15 protein-coding genes are annotated in these 22334 nt (G+C 52.6%); 10 read left to right on the forward strand and 5 right to left on the reverse strand.

Annotation, left to right across the window (positions count from 1 at the left end):
* Nucleotide 1: 1 nt before the first annotated feature.
* Nucleotides 2-1753: an alpha-L-fucosidase gene (locus tag AC1RVX_RS08855; RefSeq protein WP_493216201.1), complete on the forward strand. Its 1752-nt coding sequence runs from the start codon at nt 2-4 to the stop codon at nt 1751-1753.
* A gap of 226 nt (nt 1754-1979) precedes the next feature.
* On the opposite strand, the gene AC1RVX_RS08860 is transcribed toward AC1RVX_RS08855, so the two are convergent.
* The 3 genes from AC1RVX_RS08860 to AC1RVX_RS08870 all read right to left on the reverse strand — a co-directional run bounded on the left by AC1RVX_RS08860 (nt 1980) and on the right by AC1RVX_RS08870 (nt 5282).
* Nucleotides 1980-3299, reverse strand: a complete 1320-nt coding sequence (locus tag AC1RVX_RS08860; protein WP_493216202.1) for an MFS transporter — start codon at nt 3297-3299, stop codon at nt 1980-1982.
* Between the two features lie 80 nt (nt 3300-3379).
* On the reverse strand, nt 3380-4171 hold the full coding sequence (locus AC1RVX_RS08865; protein ID WP_493216203.1) for a substrate-binding domain-containing protein: 792 nt from the start codon (nt 4169-4171) through the stop codon (nt 3380-3382).
* A gap of 19 nt (nt 4172-4190) precedes the next feature.
* Nucleotides 4191-5282 (reverse strand): porin, encoded by a 1092-nt coding sequence (locus AC1RVX_RS08870; protein ID WP_493216204.1) that lies wholly within the window; start codon nt 5280-5282, stop codon nt 4191-4193.
* A gap of 163 nt (nt 5283-5445) precedes the next feature.
* On the opposite strand from AC1RVX_RS08870, the gene AC1RVX_RS08875 reads away from it, so the two are divergent.
* The 7 genes from AC1RVX_RS08875 to AC1RVX_RS08905 all read left to right on the forward strand — a co-directional run bounded on the left by AC1RVX_RS08875 (nt 5446) and on the right by AC1RVX_RS08905 (nt 15721).
* Nucleotides 5446-6363 (forward strand): LysR family transcriptional regulator, encoded by a 918-nt coding sequence (locus tag AC1RVX_RS08875; RefSeq protein ID WP_493216205.1) that lies wholly within the window; start codon nt 5446-5448, stop codon nt 6361-6363.
* Nucleotides 6363-7625, forward strand: a complete 1263-nt coding sequence (locus AC1RVX_RS08880; RefSeq protein WP_493216206.1) for a cation:dicarboxylate symporter family transporter — start codon at nt 6363-6365, stop codon at nt 7623-7625. Before AC1RVX_RS08875 ends, AC1RVX_RS08880 begins: the two co-directional genes overlap by 1 nt.
* A gap of 261 nt (nt 7626-7886) precedes the next feature.
* The gene (locus tag AC1RVX_RS08885) at nt 7887-9512 is read left to right on the forward strand and encodes a methyl-accepting chemotaxis protein (RefSeq protein WP_493216207.1); all 1626 of its coding nucleotides are present in this window, start codon (nt 7887-7889) and stop codon (nt 9510-9512) included.
* A 96-nt stretch (nt 9513-9608) separates the two neighbouring features.
* Nucleotides 9609-10397, forward strand: coding sequence for a substrate-binding periplasmic protein (locus tag AC1RVX_RS08890; RefSeq protein WP_493216208.1), 789 nt, complete (start codon nt 9609-9611; stop codon nt 10395-10397).
* 573 nt (nt 10398-10970) lie between these two features.
* Nucleotides 10971-13283 carry a sialidase family protein gene (locus AC1RVX_RS08895; RefSeq protein WP_493216209.1) on the forward strand — a complete coding sequence of 771 codons (2313 nt, stop codon included), beginning with the start codon at nt 10971-10973 and terminating at the stop codon, nt 13281-13283.
* Between the two features lie 126 nt (nt 13284-13409).
* A complete protein-coding gene (locus AC1RVX_RS08900) occupies nt 13410-14783 on the forward strand; it encodes a GDSL-type esterase/lipase family protein (RefSeq protein WP_493216210.1) in 1374 nt (457 codons plus the stop codon).
* A gap of 95 nt (nt 14784-14878) precedes the next feature.
* Nucleotides 14879-15721, forward strand: a complete 843-nt coding sequence (locus tag AC1RVX_RS08905) for a polysaccharide deacetylase family protein (RefSeq protein WP_493216211.1) — start codon at nt 14879-14881, stop codon at nt 15719-15721.
* A 265-nt stretch (nt 15722-15986) separates the two neighbouring features.
* On the opposite strand, the gene AC1RVX_RS08910 is transcribed toward AC1RVX_RS08905, so the two are convergent.
* Nucleotides 15987-17162: an ROK family transcriptional regulator gene (locus AC1RVX_RS08910; protein ID WP_493216240.1), complete on the reverse strand. Its 1176-nt coding sequence runs from the start codon at nt 17160-17162 to the stop codon at nt 15987-15989.
* Between the two features lie 313 nt (nt 17163-17475).
* Between AC1RVX_RS08910 and AC1RVX_RS08915 the strand changes: the two genes are divergently transcribed.
* Together AC1RVX_RS08915 and AC1RVX_RS08920 are read left to right on the forward strand one after the other, a co-directional pair.
* Complete coding sequence (locus AC1RVX_RS08915) at nt 17476-20184, forward strand: TonB-dependent receptor (protein WP_493216212.1); 2709 nt, start codon at nt 17476-17478, stop codon at nt 20182-20184.
* A gap of 121 nt (nt 20185-20305) precedes the next feature.
* Complete coding sequence (locus AC1RVX_RS08920; protein WP_493216213.1) at nt 20306-21118, forward strand: DUF1868 domain-containing protein; 813 nt, start codon at nt 20306-20308, stop codon at nt 21116-21118.
* A gap of 4 nt (nt 21119-21122) precedes the next feature.
* Here AC1RVX_RS08920 and AC1RVX_RS08925 read toward each other — a convergent pair whose 3' ends face one another.
* The gene (locus AC1RVX_RS08925) at nt 21123-22250 is read right to left on the reverse strand and encodes a GGDEF domain-containing protein (RefSeq protein WP_493216214.1); all 1128 of its coding nucleotides are present in this window, start codon (nt 22248-22250) and stop codon (nt 21123-21125) included.
* Nucleotides 22251-22334 lie beyond the last annotated feature (84 nt).

Consider the following 22334-nt stretch of genomic DNA (forward strand, 5'->3'; position numbering starts at 1 on the left):
CATGCACAATCAATCCTGCTTCAAGCGAATCACCATTGCCGTGCTGATCAGCTGTGTCATGCAGGCACACGCCGGGCTGCCGGATTTGCCACCTATGCCAGCCATTCCACCCGCATTGCCGATAGATAGCGTGCCACTGGGTGACAGCAAAACCGCTACCGAGGTCAAGCTGAGTATCCCCATTACACCCGGTCCTTTCCAGCCTACCTGGGAATCAATAGAAAAGAATTACCCCGGCACACCGGCATGGCTGCGTGAAGCAAAATTTGGTATCTGGGTGCATTTTGGCCCGCAAGCCGCAGGTAAAAGTGGCGACTGGTATGCACGCAAGCTATATAACCCCGCTACCCCGGCATATAAAAATCATCTGAATAATTATGGTCACCCTTCTGAGACTGGCTATAAAGAAGTCTTGCGTGACTGGAATCCGGTGCAGCTTGACCCTGCCAAACTGACTGCCATCTATAAAGATGCCGGTGCCCGTTTCCTGATCGTGCAAGGCGTACACCACGACAATTTTGATTTATGGGATTCGCGTTACCAACCCTGGAATTCAGTCAGGATGGGGCCAAAGCGGGATCTGGTCGGCGAATGGGCCAAGGCAGCCAAAGCGGCTGGCATCCGTTATGGGGTGGCGTTTCACCATGAATATTCGTGGTGGTGGTGGCAAACCGCCTTTGGCAGCGATACCCAGGGTGAACGCGCTGGCATCCCTTACGATGGCAAGTTAACACTGGCGGATGGTGTGGGTAAGTGGTGGGAAGGGCTGGACCCCAGGTTGTTGTATAACATCGATCTGCGCGAATACCAGGGCGTCAGCAAAGCTGCCCATTCGCCATGGAACCCACCGCCGGATGGCCTGTTCAGCCGTCATCAGGATTATGCCAAATGGTATGCCACCCGCTGGGCCTTACGCATGATGGATGTGGTGGATCGCTACGATCCTGACTTTATCTACACCGACGGCACCGGCCCACAACCCTTCAGTGGCGACCATACCGGCACCGGCTACAAGGCTGACGCGACCCAGACAGTGATTGCGGATTTTTATAACCATGCCCTGAAAACACGCGGCAAAGTAGATACCTTCAGCATCATCAAGTTTCGCCCCAATACCAATGGCACAGTGAATACCGAAGAAGGCACCATCCCGCGCGACATCAAGACCGACCAGGCCTGGATAGCAGAAACCCCGGTCGGCGACTGGTATTACCAGCCCGGCTTTACCTATGATTCTGGTGCAGTCATCCGTTATTTGCTGGAAGAAGTCGCACGTGATGGCAATGTCGCCATTTGTGTGTCCCCTCTGCCAAATGGCTCACTGGATGAAGGCAGCACCCGCATGCTGCAAGAAGTCGGTAACTGGCTGCGCCTGAATGGTCAGGGCATTTATGGCAGCAAAGCCTGGGTGCGCTTGGGTGAAAGTGAAGACAATAAATTGCGTACCCTGCCCGGCCATGCCCTGGGCAAGAAGCAGGCTGAATTTGCGTTTGGTCCGCATGACTTCAGATTCACCAGGGGCAAGGATGGATCACTGTATGCCTTCAGCATGGCGGTACCGGCTGCAGGTGCGGAGATCAGGATACGTTCATTGGGCAGTGCAGAAAATCTGCTGGGCAAGCCAGTCAAATCGGTCAGCCTGCTGGGCCATCAGGGTGCGCCGCTACAGTGGAAACAGCAGGCAGATGGATTGGTCATTACCGCACCATCTGCGATGCCGTATGCGACGGCGGTCACCTTTAAAATCGATTAGAACATGTGCAAAACCGCCAGAAAGGTTGCACAATCAACCCATGTGCCTGTGTAGCCTGTGTGCGATTAGCGTAGCGTAATCGCACGGCTATTGTGCCTGAAAATCACGAAGATATTTCAAATCAGCTTTAAAGATTGCAAACCGTGACTGACATGCCACGGTTGTGTACGATTACGCTTCGCTAATCGTATCTACGTTCTGTCACGGCGGTCGCCTTTAAAATCGATTAACGTTCTTTGACCACACCACGATAAATCAGGAAAGTCGCCAGCAAGCCAAAACTGCCGGCCATCGCCATCCAGTAACCGGGGGAAGCCTTGTCGCCGGTGGTTTCTATCAGCCAGGTAGAGACCAGCGGTGTCAGGCCGCCAAACAAGGCTGTCGCCAGGCTATACGCCAAGGAAAAGCCAGTGGTACGGATGCGTGCGGGGATGATTTCTGTCAGCGCAACAACGGTGGCCCCGTTATAGCTGCCGTACAGGAAAGACAGCCACAATTCCACCACCAGCATGTGGCCGAAGCTGGGGTTGGCGATCAGCCACGACAGCACAGGGTAAGCCGTGACCGCAGTCAGGCCCGAAAACACTGCCATGAGAGGCCATCTGCCGATGCGGTCAGACAAGGCACCCATGACCGGCAGCCAAATGAAATTGGATACCCCCACGCACAGCGTCACCAGCAGGCTTTCTACCGTCGTCAGTTTCAACACCGTTTTGCCAAAAGTAGGTGTGTAGACCGTGATCAGGTAAAAGGATACGGTAGTCATCACAATCAGCATGGTGCCGGTAACCACCAGCGGCCAGTTGAGGGAAATGGTTTTCAGCATTTCCTTGAAAGTGGGATGCGTCTTTTGTGCAAGGTAGGCTTCTGTCTCTTGCAGCGAACGGCGGATGTAAAACACTACAGGGATGATGGAACAGCCGATAAAGAAAGGAATGCGCCAGCCCCAGTCGGCGATGAATTCCTTGCTCAGGGTTTCATTCAAAAAGTAACCCAGGCCTGCCGAAAAGATGATGGCCACTTGCTGACTGGCCGATTGCCAGCTGACATAAAAACCCTTGTTGCCCGGCGTCGCCATTTCTGACAGATACACCGATACCCCGCCCAGTTCCACCCCGGCAGAAAAACCCTGCAACAAGCGCCCGACCAGCACCAGGAAAGGTGCCAGCAAGCCTATGGTCGCGTAACCGGGGATGAAGGCGATCATCGCCGTGCCAGACGCCATGATGCCCAGCGTCAGCACCAGCCCTTTGCGGCGACCAATGCGGTCAATATAACTACCCAGGATAATGGCACCCAGCGGTCGCATGAAGAAACCCGCGCCAAAGGTGGCAAAGGTCATCATCAGGGCCGCATATTCGCTGCTGGCTGGAAAAAATGCCTTGGCGATATAGGTGGCATAAAATCCAAACAGGAAAAAGTCATACATTTCAATGAAATTGCCACTCGTGACACGGATCACGGTAGAAAATTTCGAATGCCGTGCCTCAGGCGGATTGCTTGCCTGATCAACGCTGGTGCGATCTGGGGTGGTTGCGCTAGACATACTATTCGACCTTTGTAGTCGGTGGCTGCTCATATGGAGAAGCCGGGTCTGTGAAAATGAATGAGATGAAACGATATCAATTACTTTTTGCCGGCCATTGGTTCAAGACCGGTCTCTGCAATCACACCAGCATTTTCTTCTGACGACAGAAAATTCAACAAAGCCTGCGCCTGTGTCTGCACCTTGCTACCAGTGACAATAGCGGCAGAAAAGCTTGTTGTCAATTGTACTTCTTGTGGTAGCAAGCCGACAATATCTATCCCCTGTACCGGCAACAATTCACTACGTTGCTGGCAACCAAAGTCAGCTTCGCCATGGGCAATGATTTCACCGACTGGCGTCGCAGGGATTTGCGCTGCCTTGCTCTGCATCTGGTCAACAATGTCGAGTTTTTTCATCAACTGGTGCTTGATGTATTCGCCACTGGCGCTGTCAGAATAAGCCACTTTGTGCGCTTGCAAAAAAGCCTGCTTCAAACCGTCAACGGTGCTGATATCGGGTTTAGCACTGCCCTTTTTTACTGCACATGCGATAGGCGAATTGGCCAGCACGACCTTGCTGCCCGCGACCAGTTTGCCTTCTTTCATCAGGGTGTCCAGCGAATCACCGACCATGATGACGACATCCATTTCTTCGCCACGGGCCATGCGTACCGGGATGGCATTGGTGGTTGTGCCCATCGATGGACCCCAGCCAGATATCAGTTTGTCGCCACTGGCCTGTTCATAGGCAGGTGCCAGGTTTTTGTATGCTTGCGCAAAACCGCCTGAGCTGACTACCCTGATGTCAGCAGCCACAGCCTGGCTACCGGCACACAACATGGCCAGCGTGAGTGTGATGCTTGCGCTGCGGCGCAATATAGAAAAGGACATGATTTTTTCCTTGACGAGGTCAGAACTTGTGCATCAAGCCCAGCGTCAGCCCAAGGCCGTTGCTGTTGTTGGCCTGGCTACCGGTAACACCGGCTGCATTGCCTTTCCAGTTGGTATAGTCAGTTTCGACATACACTGTGCTGCGTTTTGACAGAGCTTTTTCCAGGTAGGCAAAGCTACGGTCAAAACCATCATCGACAAAACCGGTGGCTTCACGACGAACACGGTAATACGCCGTGGTCAGGGTCAGGTCAGGGCTCAAGGTCAATGCTGCACCGCCAGAGGCGATACGCTGCCGGGTTTGCTTGGTCGTACTGGTGTCGGCACGGTTACTGCCAAAATTGGCTTTCAACTGCACGCTGCCCAATTGGTAGGCAGCACCCAGGGTATAGGCTTGCAGGTCAAAGTCGGCACTGTTCTTGAACTTCATCCAGGCACCAGAAACGCTCAGGCCATCCTGTTGATATGTCAGGCCCGCACCCATGGTGGATAAGGCGCTGCTATTGCCGGCCACTTCACCAAATGAATAAGAAACACGCGCCACTACCGGGCCAAATTCACCGGTATATTTCAGCATATTATCCAGACGATAATAATTATCGGCATAGCCGCTGGTGCCATATTGCACGCCAAAAGCATGGGTACCAAAAGCCGTGTTACTGAGTGCAGTAACATTAATATTGGGGTTGAACCCTGCATTACGCATGCCCAGCGGGTCTACAGGCGAAATAGCGTCAGACAGGATAGTCGCCTGCCGACCGGCAGTCAGGCTGCCATAGCCGGATTTGATACCGACAAAGGCCAGACGGTCAAACAGCTTGTCTGATTTGGCCGATGCGCCAGTGTCGATATTCAAGCCACCTTCGAGCTGGAACACGGCTTCCAAGCCATCACCCAGAGCTTCTTGCCCTTTGATACCCCAACGGCTGGTATTATTGACGCCGCTATTTAAGGCCATGGTGGAACCGGACACGACCGGCACATTGCTGGCATTGATGCCGGTGCTGTAATGCACGCCCAGATCGGCGATGCCATACAGGTTAACGGCAGATTGGGCAAAGACGCTGCCGCTGGCACCCAGCAGAACGGCGAGGTAAGAAGGTTTGAACATATTGTCTCCAAAGTTTTTGTTTGCCTTCTTGATGAGGCATTTTGATTGCAAGAATACTATTTGATGAACGGGTCAATATTGATGTACAGCCCGTTCTTTCTTGGACTGCATCATCCATCACATGGCATAATTTGTGAATTGCAATATTTATTAAGATTAATGCATGGGACGCATCAATTTCGATTTACAGGAACTGCAGGCTTTTGTCGCAGTGGCTGAACGCAGCAGCTTCAAGCAGGCTGCCGAAGACCTGTTTTTATCTCAGCCAGCACTGAGTCGCCGCATAGAAAAGCTGGAAGACACGCTGGGCGTCAAATTATTTGAACGCACCACCCGGCGCGTGCAACTGACCAATGTGGGCCGGGGGTTTCTGGTCAACGTACGTACCGCGCTGGATGAACTGGAAGGGGCGATACTGGGCGTGTCTGACTTGGCAGCACACCGCACCGGCATCGTCACGCTGGCCTGCGTGCCTTCTGCCGTGCATTATTTTTTACCGGCAGTGCTGAAAAATTTTACCGAACGTTTTCCCAAGATACGCGTACGCATCCATGATGAAAGCGCGCAAGATGTGCTGAACCTGATACTGGCTGGTGAAGCCGATTTTGGCATCAATTTTGCCGGGGCCGAAGACCCGGAAATCGACTTCAAACCCATCTACAAAGAGAGTTATGTGCTGGCCATGCGCCATGATCACCCACTGGCCAAGCGCAAGAAACTGTCATGGAAAGAAACCGCCAATGAGCGTTATATTGCCGTTTCCAAATCCAGCGGCAACCGCAGCCTGATCGACAATGCGCTATCTGGTGTGGAAAAGCACCCGGCCATTTATTACGAAGTCAATCATGTATCCGGCATCCTGGCGCTGGTGGAAGCCGGCATGGGCGTGGCCGCCGTGCCACGCCTGTCCCTGCCGCCACACATTCAGGCCACGCTGGTTGGTGTGCCCCTGGTCAACCCGCCCATATACCGGACGCTGGGCCTGATCTGCAAGCGCGGGCGCATCATGCCGCCAGCAGCACAAACCCTGTTTGAGATGCTGGTGCAAAGCATCAAGACCGATAAAAAATCCCTGCCCTGATGAAACTGCCTTTTCTTTTTCTGAAGCGACATTTGTACGTACAGGTCATCTGCGCCGTCATTCTTGGTATCGGTGTTGGCTACGTCTGGCCGGCGTTGGGGACAGAATTGAAACCGCTGGGCGATGCCTTCATCAAACTGGTCAAGATGATGCTGGCACCGCTGGTGTTTTGCACCATTGCGGGCGGCATAGCCAACCTGAATGAACGGCGTGGCGTCGCCAGGACACTGCTCAAGGCCATGGCGATTTTTTATGTGCTGACCTTGCTGGCCCTGTTGCTGGGCTGGCTGGCCGCCGCCATCATGCAGCCGGGCACAGGCTGGCATTTTCATCCGGCAGCGACAGACACGAATGTCATGTCAGCCTTATCGAGTGCCAAGGAATACCAGGGTCTGGCAGGCTTTGTGCTGCACGTCATCCCGGCCACCTATGTGGGTGCCTTTGCCGAGCCGGAAGTCTTACCTGTGCTATTGCTGGCCCTGCTGACCGGGTTTGCCATGGCACGCACGCGCCAGGCCGGCGACCGCATGCTGAATGCAGTGGAAGAATTAAGCCGCCTGTGTTTCAGTATTTTTGGCAGCATCATGAAGCTGGCACCCATTGCCGCCTTTGCCTCGATGGCGTATACGGTGGGCCGTTATGGCATACAGTCCATCGCCGGTTTCAGTTACCTGATTTTGAGTTTTTACCTGGCTTGCGCATTGTTTGTGGTGGTCATTTTGGGTAGCCTGGCCAGGCTGCATGGCTTTAGTCTGTGGAAACTGCTGCGTTACCTGCGCGAAGAATTATTCGTGGTGCTGGGCACCTCATCGTCCGAGCCGGTATTGCCGCCGCTGATGCAAAAACTGCAGAGCCTGGGTTGCAAGAAAGATGTCGCCGGGCTGGTGCTGCCAATGGCGTATTCCTTCAACCTGGACGGCACTGCCATTTACCTGACACTGGCTTCGCTATTCATCGCCCAGGCTTATGACATACAACTCAGCAATGGCCAAATACTTGGACTGATCGCCGCCATGCTGCTGACTTCCAAGGGGGCTGCCGGTGTCAGTGGCAGTGGCTTTGTGGCGCTGGTGGCAACGCTGACCGTCATCCCCGATTTGCCGCTGGCGGGTGCTACCCTGCTGCTGGGCATAGACCGCTTCATGTCAGAAGCCCGCGCCCTGACCAGCACCATCAGCAATGTCGTGGTGTGCCTGGTGGTGGCGATGTGGGACGGTGCCTGTGACAGGAAAATTCTAAAACAGCAACTGGATCAGGCATGAAATCCACGAAGCACCACACCAGTTTAGTTAAGGTACAACACAGTTAATTTATTGGCATTCAATTTGCAATCCTTTACTTGCAAATTGACAAGGATTGGCCGATAGTAAGTATCAAGAGACCAATTGCCTTTCCCATACTGTCACCCCATAAGCCAAGCAAAACAAACGGGCAAGACAGGTATGCGGGACACTGCTTCACCCGAAGCGGCACGTATTTGATTTTGCTATGCCTTTCCAATTGCTGGATTCAATGAGGTCATTATGAAAATTAAAAATCTGCCTATCGGTACCAGGCTTGGTTTCGGTTTCGGCCTGGTGTTGTTGCTGGCCACCCTCTCATCCGGTATTGGGTTGTGGCGCTTGAATGAAGTCGCCAGCAATACCCGCGCCATGATGCAGGAACCGCTTAAAAAAGAACGCATGACGGAAGAATGGTATCGCATCACCTTCGCGGGACTCAAACGTACGCTGGCGGTTGTCAAAAGCAGCGATGAATCGCTGGGTGATTTCTTTGCCAGTGATGTCAAGGCATCCACCACCCGCAATAGTGAAATCCAGAAATACATGGAAGAGCACATTGGGTCACCTGACGAAAAAAAACTGCTGGACAATATCATTGTCGTGCGCAAGCAATATATCGCCACACGTGACCTGATCATCAAGGCAAAAAAAGACGGCCAGGCAGATGAAGTTGCCAAGCTGTTTGAAAAATTCATGCCTTTTTCTGATGCTTACCAGAAAAGCGAACTCGATTTTCTGGAATTCCAGGTGCAGCAAGTCGATAACCTGAGCAAGGATGTCGATGCCATTGCCACCAGCAGCCGCATATTGATCAGCACATTAATCGCAACCTTCATCCTGTTTGGTAGTTTGTGTGCCTGGTACCTGACCCATGGCATCACCGGCCCCATGAACCATGCTGTCACGCTGGCACGCAATGTAGCCGATGGTGACCTGACCAGCAACATCGAAGTCAATTCCACCGATGAAACCGGTCAGCTCATGCAGGCTTTAAAAGACATGAATGATGGCCTGCAAAAAATCGTCAGTGAAGTACGCGACAGTACCAATACCATCGTCACAGCATCTACGGAAATTGCCTCCGGCAATATGGATCTGTCGTCACGCACAGAAAGCCAGGCTGGTGCACTGGAAGAGACAGCCTCTTCCATGGAAGAACTGACCAGCACCATGCAACAGAATTCGCAAAACGCCAAAGAAGCCAACCGCCTTGCCCACGCCGCTTCCGACGCGGCGATCAAAGGTGGTTCGGTGGTGTCACAAGTGGTGGACACCATGGGTTCTATCAGCGCTTCATCCAAAAAGATTGTAGACATCATTGCCGTGATTGACGGCATTGCCTTCCAGACCAATATCCTTGCCCTGAATGCCGCCGTCGAAGCTGCCCGTGCCGGTGAACAGGGGCGCGGCTTTGCCGTAGTGGCATCAGAAGTACGCAACCTGGCACAGCGTTCGGCCAGTGCCGCCAAGGAAATCAAGGAACTGATTGCCGACTCGGTAGAAAAAGTCGGTGAAGGCGCACGCCTGGTGGACCAGGCCGGTGCCACCATGACAGAAATTGTGCAACGGGTCGAACATGTCACCAACATCATGAGTGAGATCAACAATGCCAGCAATGAACAGTCTGCCGGTATCCACCAGATCAACCAGGCCGTTATCCAGATGGACAATGTGACACAGCAAAATGCAGCGCTGGTAGAAGAAGCGGCGGCAGCAGCGCAAAGCCTGCAAGACCAGGCCGCCAACTTGTCCAATGTAGTCAGCATTTTCAAAGTCAACCGGCTGGCTTCTTATGCAGCGCCGACAGCATCGCGACCAATCAAAACTGGTGCAGTATCAGGCAACAGGGTGACTTATCAGCATTAACCATGGCCAGATGATGGATGTCCAGCAAACCATGAACAGGCAGATTGATGAACCGCAGTTGCATACTCAGTTGCATGCGCAGAGTGCTGGCATGTCATGAAGCTCTTTCGTTTCCTGTCTGCCCTGCTGTTGCCGCTGTTGCTGCAATTGCTGATCTGCCAGCCTGTCAGTGCAGCCAACACCATCATACGTACGGTCGCGCAAGAGGCGTCTGAACCCAAGTTCATCAACATCAATCAGCAGGGCAAGACTGTCATCGGTGGCATGTGCGTTGACATCATGCGGGCGCTGGAAAAAACGGACCCTGACCTGAAATTTGTCGGTGACCAGACCTGGGCACCACGCGCCCGCATTGACGCCGGCTTGCGAGCCGGCACCATCGACGCCATCTGCGGCGTACAACGGATAGAACGCAATACCACGCAATATCAGTTCCTCGATACCGTGCTGTTTACCGTCAGCTACCTGCTGGCCGTACGCGCCGATGATGACATTGATGTCCAGACCTGGGACGACATACGCAAGCTGGGCGACAAGGGCGTCATTCTGGCGCTGCATGGCTTTGGCATTGTCGACATTCTGGAAAAAATCGGTGGATTGAAAGTCGATGCCGGCGCCACCTCATCCCTGTCCAACTTGAACAAGCTCATGGCCGGACGCGGGCGTTTTTATTGCCACCGTTCCCCCGGCATCAAACTGTCAATACAACAGGCCGGGCTGGAAAAGAAAATCCGCCTGCTGACCAAACCGCAATTGTCAGAAAAATTCTACATGGGTCTGTCCAAAACCCTGCCCGCTGACCAAATCAAGAAAATCGGCACTGCCCTGGTATCGCTGGAAAACAATGGCGGCTTGAAAAGGATATTTGAGAAGTATCAGGAATGAAATGCAGAGCGGTATTGAGTAGCAGTTGAAGTTGTTGCAGTTCTTCCACATGCCCTGATATTTCTTCAGTCAGGCAAAGTAGTGCACCATCCCCCAACACAGAAGTATTACTACAAATTTACGTCACTCATTGTGCCTGGCAAACTGCGCCCCCTCCCCGATGCCCCATTACCATCTATGAAAATGAGGGATACGCGTAATCACCACCCCTTCTCAAATCCCGGTTTCAACCCCATACCGACTGCGTAATTTTATTACCCTGATTAATCATTTTCGTAATTGTGACGCCTCGGCATCGCGCCTAGAGTGCACCTGTAGCACGGCGTTACAAGCAGCCGTAGCTATATAAAAAGACTAAGGAGACGCTGTAATGAAAATCAAATGTGGACGCATTTCCGCATCCATTCGTCCCGCGCGACACACAATAAGCTGGCTTCCGGTGGATTAGCAGCCACTGGCATGTGATTACCAGCGGCTACGAAGTCTGTTCAATGCTGTCCCAACAAAACAGGGAGGCAGTTTGTCGCCTGCAACATCGACAAGTGACCTCCCGTCATTCAGTGAGAGACAAATATGATAAAACGCTTTTTTTCTTTGCTTCCTCCCAAAGTAGTTAAAAAAAATTTGACCATGGCTTGTTCTGGACAGGTATTGCCACCTTTGGCAAGTGCCGCCAAAGGCAGTAATGGTCGCCGCATCCTTGCCCACGTTTTGCTGGCCACACCCTTGTTTGCAACCATTGGGGCAGCCACACTTCCAGCGCAGGCCGCACCGACCTATGCATGGAACAACGTTAAAATCATCGCTGGCGGCTTCGTTGACGGCATCGTCGCTCATCCTGCGCAACAGGGGCTGTTTTATGCCCGCACCGACATCGGTGGTGCCTATCGCTACAATTCAGCGACCAGTACCTGGATTCCGCTGAATGACTGGACAAGTCCTTCCAATTGGCATGAGATGGGTATCGAATCCATCGCCGTCGATCCCAACAATACAAACATGCTGTACATGGTTGCTGGCATGTACACTCAAAACTGGGATGCCAACGCCGTAGTGCTGGTGTCGTCGAATCAGGGTGCCAGCTTTACCTCGTATCCCTTGAGCTTCCGCACAGGCGGCAATGACGATGGCCGCAACGCTGGCGAAAAACTCCAGGTTGACCCTAACCTCGGCTCTACCCTGTTCTACGGCACCTTCAACGATTCGGCGCAGGGTGCCACCAACGGACTGTGGAAAAGCACCAACAGCGGCAAGGCCTGGACAAAAGTAAGCGGCTTCCCTGCACTCTCCAGCGATGGCACAGGTGCGGGTGTGGCTTTTGTCGCGCCCTACAAGGCATCCAGCATCAAGGGCAGCGCGACCAAGACCATCTTTGCTGGCGTCTCCACTTCGGGTGCGGCCTCGGCGGGAACGACACTGTATAAAAGTGTAGACAACGGCAGCACCTGGACAGCAGTGACAGGTGGGCCGACCGGTCTGTTTCCAACGCACGGCCAAATCGGGCCAGACGGCAATTTGTATATTACCTTTGCCAATGCCATTGGCCCCAACGGGATGACGGCAGGCCAGGTATGGAAGTACAGCATCGGACTAGGCAGTTGGGCGGACATCACGCCACCTAACCCCAACAGCTACCAGTTTGGCTATGGTGGCCTGGCAATTGACCCGCAAAAATCAGGGGCGCTGGTTGTCATGACGATGGATCGCTGGTATCCGGGCGACACCATGTTCCGCAGTACCAACGGCGGTTCCAGCTGGGTGGATGTGGGTGCCGCATCGACCCGCAATTCCAGCCTGTCACCGTGGGTGAATTTTGGCAGCGCGACGGCCAGTTTCGGTAACTGGGGTCAGGTAGCGATTGATCCATTCAACTCGGCACATGCCTTTTACGGCACCGGCGCAACCGTGTGGAGTACCAGCAACCTGACCGCAGCAGACAGCGGTGCAGCAACCAGCTGGACCATCGGTGCCAACGGTATCGAAGAAACGGCAACGCTGGCCATGATCTCGCCGACCTCAGGCGCACCGTTGATCAGCGGTGTGGGTGACATCTGCGGCTTCGTCCACACCAGCCTGACTGCTTCCCCGGCTGCAGGCATGATGTCCAACCCGATCTGCTGGAATGGCACCGGTCTCGATTACGCCAAGTCCGTTCCAAGCAAGATCGTGCGTGTCGGTACCGGGTCGTCGGTATACGGTGCTGTTTCCACGAACGGCGGCAGCACGTGGACTCCATTCGCCAACCAGGCAGGCTCTGCTGCGGGCGATGGCACGGTCGCCATCTCAGCCGACGGCAATACCATCGTCTGGGGACCGAAAGATGTGGCACCGGCGTATTCCGTCAACAATGGCACCAGTTGGACTTCGACAGGGCTGCCCATAAGCCAATCCTGGCAAATGCTGTCTGACGGTGCCAACGCTAACCTGTTCTATGCCTATAATTCGTCGACTGGTACTTTCTATGCCAGCGCCAATAAGGGTGTGAGCTGGTACACGGCTTCTACCCAGGCAACGGGTGGCAAGGCGACGGCGGTCACCGGCAACCAGGGGGATGTCTGGCTGGCCTCTTCGTCCGGTCTGTATCGCAGCACCAGTTCCGGTTCAAGCTGGGCCAAGATATCCTCGGTGACTTCGGCCATCTCGGTAGGCTTTGGCAAGGCGGCAAGCGGCTCGACTTACCCGACCATCTATATGGCGGGGACGGTCAATGCTGTGACTGGCCTGTTCCGTTCGACTGACACAGGCAACACCTGGGTGCAAATCAATGACAGCCAGCATCAGTGGGGCGGCTACAGCATCGTGATTGGCGACCCAAAAACCTTTGGTACTGTCTATGTAGCGCCAAATAGTGGTCGGGGTATTATCTACGGCACTTCGCCAAACTAAACGTTGACAATTCTGGAAGCGGGAGCAGTAAACTCTCGCTTCCAGCGTTTATGATGGAAACAAAAGTGACATGAAGTCATTGCAGTACAACTATGTTCGCGTTTGAGTAATTTGGAAAACAAATCAATGAAAACAAAGTATCCGTCAACATCTTCCATCGTCACATTTTCGGTCACATTGTTGATGTGCTCCGCCTTCTCTCTGTGCGCTGTGCCAGGTCTGGCGGCGACCTCAACATTGCCAACGCAAGCTGATAACCTCAATGAAACCGTCGTGTATTCAACGCACCCATTGGAATCGTGGCATGTCACCGTCGCTGATTTTGAATCACAGGCAAAATTGACCGGCACTTCCGCAACGGTTCCGAAACCTGACAACCCCAAGGTACCGGGCAGCATGGTCAGCGTGAATGTATCCGGCAAAGATTCGTCTGCCGATGCACTTGCGCTGCATTGGAAAGATGCGTGGTATGCCAACTTGCGCATTGAAGGCGGAACACCGCTTGATTTGCGCCCCTACCTTCTCCAGGGCGTTTTGGCATTCGATATTAACGTGGAAAATATGGCGCAAGGCGGCCTGGCCTTCAAGATAGGCTGCGGAAAAAATTGTGAACGCAAGATCCCTTATTTGATACAGGCACGCGCACTGGCAGGCAAAGGCTGGCAGCACCTGGTTTTTTCCATGAATTGCTTTGTGCGCGAGGGTGACGATTTCAGCGCCGTGACGCAAGCCTTTGCGCTGGATGCCAGCGGCACCGGCGACGTGGCCGTTGCCAATGTCAAATTTCAAAAATCGGGCGTACCCAATACGGCCTGCCCCGATTACAAGACCGAGTCGGTCACGCCAGATATGCTGAACGAATCCTGGTCCATCGACTGGTGGATGGCGCGGCACCAACAAAAACTGGAAGAAATCAACACCCTGGAGGCGCAACATGAAAACAGTGAGCTGGTATTCATAGGCGACTCGATTACCCATAACTGGGAAAAAGATGGTATCGACGTATGGAACCACCATTACAAGCAATACCATGCGCTGGACCTGGGCTTTGGCGGCGATCGTACAGAAAATGTATTGTGGCGATTGCAGCATGGCGAAGTGGATGGCATTGCCCCCAAGGTTGCGGTATTGATGTTTGGCACCAACAATACCGGCGCTCGCAAAGAAAATCCGATGACCACTGCAGCAGGAATCAAACGCAATATCGAAGAACTGCAGCAGCGCTTGCCCCACACCAAAATCCTGTTGCTGGCAATCTTTCCCCGCGATGAAAAGCCGGATAGCCAGCTGCGCCAAATCAACGAGCATATCAATGCGATGATCTCTGGCATCGCAGATAACAAGAAAATATTCTTCTTGAATATCAATAAAGCCTTTTTGACGGATGACGGCACCCTGTCAAAAGACATCATGCCAGATTTGTTGCACCCCAATGCAAAAGGCTACGATATCTGGGCCAAGGCAATGGAACCAGAATTGCGTAAATTGATGCGGCAGTGATGTTCATTTTAAAATCTGGCGACAATGCGTGAGTGGTGACACATCTGTGTCGCCCCCCCCCAACAACTGAATTTCCCTTCATAACAAACGTTTTTATGGCCATGATGAATCAGACCAAAATTTCAAAAAAACGGCTACTTATTGGCCTGATTCTGGGTGGCTTGCTACTTGCAGCCCGCAGTGAGGCAGATGAATCATCACGGGCGTTTAAGTGGCCTGACGGGAAAAAGGCGGCTGTCAATCTCGCCTATGACGATGCCCTGGACTCGCAACTGGATATTGCCATTCCCGCGCTCAATAAATACGGACTGAAAGGCAGCTTTTACCTGACGCTCTCAAGCCAAACGATTGACCGACGTTTGCCGGAGTGGCGTGCTGCTGCACTAGCCGGACATGAATTGGCAAACCATACCTTGTTTCACCAATGTGCACGTTCGCCTGCCGGACGTGAATGGGTCAATGTCAATAATGACCTTGATAAAGTATCCGTCGAACAAATGAGCGATCAAATCGATTTGGCGAATACCATGTTGTATGCCATTGATGGAAAACGCGAACGTACTTTTACCGCCCCTTGCATTGACAAATATGCCGGCGGCAAAAATTATATTGACGCGATCAAATCAAAGTTTGTAGCCATCAAGCTGGAAAGCAACAGGATCACGTCTGATATGAATCAACTCGATCCCTATGCCGTCGGCGTCTATTTTCCATCCGGCGTAAGCGGACAGCAGCTCATTGATATTGTTAAGGAAGCAGGCGCCAAAGGCACCATGGTCAATTTCACCTTCCACGGTGTTGGTGGAGACTATTCAAGCGTGACTGCGGAAGCGCATGAAGAATTGCTAAAGTACCTCGCAGAAAACAAAGGCATATATTGGGTCGATACCTTTATCAATGAAATGAAATATGTGAAGGCGCATCAACAAAAATATTAATGCGGTATAAGTCCTCATTTTGTGCATCACAACCATCACCCATTCACGTATCTGCCTGTACAGATAGCAAGCTACCGAATGCAGGCCAGGCAACCGCACGAGTGCAAATAGCAAAGCGCCCTGACTCATCCGTTTGATTTTATTTGTAGGCATCAGCGCTTTGTCTTTATCTGAGGATAAAGTCAGCTCTCACGGTAGCAGCCAGCAATAAAATGACCATGGCAGTTTCGTGACTGTGGTCACGACGATGTGTTGCCCCAAGCTGTCAAAAGAAAAAATGCTGTTTCAAGGGCAGCGATGCCGCACCTATCGCTGTCGCATCGCCACTGATTTCTGAAGCGACGATCAAAGCTTGCGGACGTGGCACACCTCGGCGGGGAAGATTGTCGATGACCAGTCTGGCGATCAGGCGTTCTGCCAATGCTTTTGGCAAGCGTCCGCCCAACACGATGCGTTCGGTATCGAGTATGCCGACGATGGCCGACACCACCAGCGTCAGCGCTGGCAGGCAGCGTTCTATCCAGCGATCGACACAGGGCCAGGTTGGGTCAAGTTGTTCCAGCATGTCGTGGATGGTGGCAAAAGACTGGCCGTCTTCATTGCACATCAGACGCAGCATTTCCAGCGTTGGCCTTTCCAGCCCCTGCCCTGGCAAGAAACCGGCAAATTCACCGGCATTGCCGTGGGCACCGCGCATGCACTGGCCCTGATACACGATACCGCCACCAAAGCCATGGCTAAAATACAGGTAGGCAAAGTTTTGGCAATGCATGCCTACGCCCAGCAAGCTCTCGCCTATGGCGGCGGCGTTGCCGTCATTGTCCAGCCAGACGGGGTAACCGATTTCTTTTTCCAGTAACAGGTCAAGATCAATTAGGGCCAGGTCATCCAGGGGTTCAGGCGGATTCAGCCTGGCACCCTGTCCGACAAAAAAACCTGTCATGCCCACACCGACACCAAACAGACGATTGCGTGCCAGGGAATGCAAATCCAGTAATTGATCAATGGCGACGCGCAGGTAGGTGCACAAATCCAGCCGGGTCACCGGGGCCATTCTCTTGGAAGATTGCCCTATCAGGTTGCCCGCAAAATCGATCAGCACCAGATTGATTTCATCGGTAGCGATAGAAGCACCTATGCAAAACGCAAAGTCGGCCACCAGGGCCAGTTGCGGGCTGGGTTTACCCCTGGCTTTGCTGGGCAAGGCATCGGTAAACACCAGCAAGCCGCGTGCAACCAGATCATCCACCAACCGCATGACAGATTGTGCCGCCAGGCCAGTGACCCTGGCCAGGTCAGCCCGGGTCAGCGCCACTTTGCGACGTACCAGGTCGAGTAGCTGCCGTTCATTGGCGGTCACGGTCACGGGTTCTCTGACTTCACGCGAAAATTTGCTGTGAAACCGCAGGTTGGCATGGGGATGATTATTTGGAGGAGGCATAGTCAAGCGGAATACAATTTTCATGTCAGGGTGAATCGTGTTAATTATATAAAAATTAAATCACTTACGTTGAGTAAATAACATAACAGGACGTCTGGTAAGTATGAATCTTGTATCAGTGTCCATAAATTTTGTTCATTTTGCCAATTTTTTCCTTATTTAATTAAGTTTAAAACAATAATTCACTTAAAAAATACAAATTTTACTGTCAAAGCCTTTTCGTGTAATATTTAAGTCACAGGAAGTGAATAAAATAAAAAAGGATGAGCTGCTCCATTTCCAGGAGCAGACAAACTAACCAAGAGGATGACAAATGAAATCGACAACCAACACCCGGCGTCAACCCGGCCTGCTGCCACAAGTATGTGGTCTTAGCCTGATTGCCCTGGCCGTCAGCAGTGCTTATGCACAAACGGCACCAGCGGCAGATACCAGCAAAAAAACCGAAGACGATAACGTCAGCACCATTACTGTCACTGGCAAGGCACTGGCGCTGAACAAGGCTATTTCCCTCAAGCGTGACGGCAACACCATTGCCGACGGTATTTCTTCGGATGAAATCGGCTCCATCCCTGACTTTGGTCTGGGTGAAGCGGTACAGCGTGTAGCCGGGGTGTCGATGATTTTGAATAATGGCCGTGGCGAAGCACAGTTTATGACCCTGCGTGGTCTGAACCCTGATTACAATTCACTGACCATAGACGGCATCACCTTTCCTGGTACAGAAACCACCAGAAGAACGGTATCGCTGGACGTGCTGCCGTCTTCATTTTCAAAGCAGGTAAATATCTATAAGAGCCTGAATGCGGATATGGATGGCAATGCCATCGGCGGCACCACAAACCTGGTGACCCGCAGCGGCCTGGATAAACAGGGCTTTCATGTATCTGGCCGGGCCGATCTGTCGCAATGGCGCGGGCTGGAAAAGAGCGATTCCAAACCATCGGGGCAAGCTGAAATCACCATCAGCAATACCTTTGGCGAGAATAACCAGTTTGGAGTACTGGTATCGACCGGCTATTACAAACGCCAATCTTCGTCCCTGCTGACTTCGCTGGATAGCTATAGTTATTTCCCCACCATAGGCAACCAGACCAATGCTGCCAAGATCAACCAGGCCACCAGCAGCGTGGATGGCAGCATCGCTTTTCCTGACCGAGAAAGATGGCTGACCTATGACAATAACCGTGAACGAAAAAGCCTGTTCGCCCGCTTTGATTTTGATAACCGCGACAACCTCAACGCCCACTTGACCGCAGGCGCGTTTGAACATGTGAACACCGAAGACCGTCGATCACAATGGCTGCAAAATGCGACGACAGCGACTTCGCCCGTCAATATCATTTCCGCCACCGAGGGTTCAGTCGGTGTGGGGCAATCACAAACTGATTATTCTGCCTTTACGCAAACCCGGCGCATCAGTTATGTGGAAGGCGGTTTCTCCTACATGCCCGCTAAAGACAGCGTGATTGAAGGCACCCTCAACAGTGCACTGGGCAGCTACCGGCAAGAATCACAGTTATATACCTTCGTCAGTGCCAATTCTGCCAACCTGGCATATAACTACAGTTTTCAGCCTGGCCAGATGCCGGTGCTGACACCTGTCAACCGGGCCTATATGCAAGACGCCAAAAATTACACGCAGACTGAAAACACCCGGAATGATGAAATAAGTAAAAACCGGTCGGTCGTCGCCAAAATCAGTTTTGCAAAAAACCTGGATGAAGGTTCGACAGGCTGGGGCTACAAAACCGGGCTGCAATCCCGTAAGCTGACGCAAAACTATAACTTTGACGAAGTGGCCAAATACATCCCGGCAACTGGCGTCAGCATCCCTCTGTCTGCGGTGGGTGCCAGCACTGTGGCGATAACGCCATACAGCAGCAATGGCCAGACCTTGCTCTTGCCTGACCCTGCGAATGCCCAGGCTTACCAGATCGCTAACCCGGGCAAATACATTTTGTCCAGCGCCACCATGATCACCAACAGCACGCAAAAAGACTTCAACATCAAAGAAGATGTGAATGCGGCTTATGCCATGGCAGCGTATCGTGCCAAAAACTGGTCGGCCACAGCAGGCCTGCGCTATGAAGAAACCAAACTGGATATTGACACCTATGTACCAACACCACTGAACCAGACTGCGGTCTTTGCACCAAGCTCTTTGCATTCTTCTTACGCCAAGGCCCTGCCCTCTGTGAACCTGATCTATGATTTCAGCGACAGTCTTAAATTAAGAACGGCCTACAATAAATCACTGGGCCGCCCTACCTATGCTGACCTGGCACAAAATTCCAATAGCGTCAGCGGTACCACCATCACCATCACCCAGGCTAACCCCAACCTGGTGGCACGTTCTGCCAACAACTTCAATGCTTCGCTGGAATGGTATCCATCCAACACCAGCATGATGTCGGCAGGTGTATTTCGCAAAGACATAGACAATGAAATTGCCAAGCTCACCCGTACTGAAAACGTGACGATAGGCAGTACCATTTACCAAAGCAATATCACGCAGGCACAAAATGTAGGCAGCGCCAGCGTATCCGGGCTGGAACTGCAATTGGTGAACACCAGGTTCAGCAGTCTGCCCGCCCCGTTCAACCAGTTTGGTGCCAGTGTCAACTATACGATCATGGACATGAATCCCTCTTATGTCACCATGCAAAACAAGACGCAAAGGCAAATGCCGGCCCTGCTGGAATCGGCCAAATCGACGGCCAATGCATCACTGTTATGGGGCAATGGCCCGCTGAGTGCACAACTGAGCTATAACTGGACCGGCCCTACCCTGATCACCTTGTCCACTACCAATGCCGCGCAAGATGTGTACTACAAAGCCTTTGGTACCTTTGACAGCCAGATCCGGTACACCTTTTCCAAGCGACTGGCGGTTGTGATGCAGGCCAAAAATCTCTTGAATGCCCGCCCAGGCAGATCCACCGGTTTGCAACAACAATTATTGCAGCAGGAATTTGACAATGGCCGCGCCATCTTTTTGGGTCTGACATTTGCGATGTAATACCACCTTCGACAAATCGGTATAAGTCCAGGGCAAAACCCGTGACAACTATGCAGTTGCCACGGGCGTATGCTGAAATAAACCAGAGAAATAAAATAAAGAAATAAGTGGGAAAACAAGCATGCATATCAGCAGAAGACAATTATTAACTCTTGGGCTCAGCAGCCTGGCCAGCGCCAGCTTGCTGCGGCCTGCCATGGCTGGGCAAACCTGCAAGGATGACGTAACCGCATCTGCCTTGATTTTCGGCAAACCAGCAGATACCGGCCCCGGCAAAAAATTCAGCACATCCGGCGAAGTACTGCCCTTTCCCGGCAATACCATCATTTGCCATCTGCCCCCTTCCAGCACGACACTCAAAGAAGTCAGTGCTGCCTGGCAGCAGTTGCAAGACATGACGGGTGATGCCAATATCACCTGGCTGCCGCCCGGTTCCTACCACGTCACCATTTTTGAAGGCGTGGTCGATGCCATCAGGCAGCCCGGCTATTGGCCACATGGGCTGCCGCTGGATGCACCGCTGGAGCAATGTCATCGCTACCTGGCTGACCGCCTGCGCCAGTTTGATCTTGGTCTTACGTTGCCGCTACGTTTTGTCATCGACGACACGCCTAAACAAAAAATCAGGACCTCCATCCCGCTCAAATGCATAGACGATGCAGAAGCCAAAAAACTGAGTGATTTGCGCAACCGCCTTTCCCTCGCCACCGGTATACGGCAAGGCAATCACGACAACTATGGGTTTCATAGCACGGGTGGTTATTATGTGAAACAGTTCGGTGACTGTGAAGCCAGCGCATACCAAAAGAATTTTGATGCAATGTTGAGCCAGTTGAAAAAAACCCTGCCCGTCATCGAATTGGGTAGCCCGGAATTTACGCTGTTCAAGGACATGAGCAATTTTGAGACGCAGTTTAAGCTAGCCAACCGGTAGTGAATCAGTACGGAGTAGGCGAAACACAAACCTGATTGCGCCCCTGTGCCTTGGCGGCATACAGTGCCTCATCAGCGCGTGTGATGGTTTTTTCAAAGGGCTCACCCAGCTTGTACTGTGCCACGCCTATCGATACCGTAAAGTTGATGTGCGCGCCCGCAAACACGGTCACATCGGCAGCCACGGCATCACGTACCCTTTCCAGACAGATCAAACCGACATCCAGTTCAGTTTCGGTCAGCAGGACAAGAAATTCTTCGCCGCCCCAGCGGGCCAGGGTATCGGTGGTGCGGATATTGGCCTGCACGGTCTTGGTAAATTTTTGCAGGGCCAGGTCACCCGCCTGATGACCATAGGCGTCATTGACGCGCTTGAAATAATCAATATCCAGCATGGCAATCAACAAGGGGTTAGAAGCCCGGTTAGAGCGCTGGGTTTCACGTTGTATCAGTTCCAGCATATAGCGGCGATTGGCCGTGCCGGTCAGGTCATCATGATTGGCGGTGAGCTGGATTTTTTCCAGCGCCTGTGTCAATTGATGCTTTTGACGACGCATGTGCTCGCGCATTTCTCGCAGGCGCCAGGTCAGGAAGGTGGAGCTGGCAAGCACAATTACCACCATGAAAAAATAAGCGCCATACAAAAAAATCGCCTTGCTGCCAGATTCATGCTCCAGCGAATACAAAATGGCAGCCGCAAACAATAACAGGCCATATACCGCAACCGTGACCACCTGGCGTATCGACAAGCCAAACATCCCAAACATCAGTATCACCGCCAGCAGCGGCAAGGTTGCGCCACGGCCATCGCCGGCCAATGCAAAGGCAGCGGCGTTGCAGGCGATGGCGCTCAGCATTTGCACAAAGGCCATGGACGGATCAGCCCAGCGCAGCGAATACCCACTGCGTATCAGACCATACACAATCATCAGGCCAGTAGTGCAACAAGCGGCCCAGATCTTGACATTGCCAACGCCGGCGATGCCCATCGACTTCATGAAAAACAGCACACCCATGCTGGCCAGCATCAGCAAGGCAGCCAACAAAAACTGGCTGGTACGGATGCGCATCGCCTTTCCGGTGCCTAACACCAGATCGAGCTTGCTTCTGACTCTTGTTCTTAAAGAGGGCATACCTGCAACTCCGACGAATACTGCTGTGCTCCTGTCAACGGCCTTTCTGCAGAACAATAGTACAGGAAGTATTTTTGCACATTT

It is taken from the genome of Undibacterium sp. GW821-FHT11B02 (assembly GCF_058808955.1).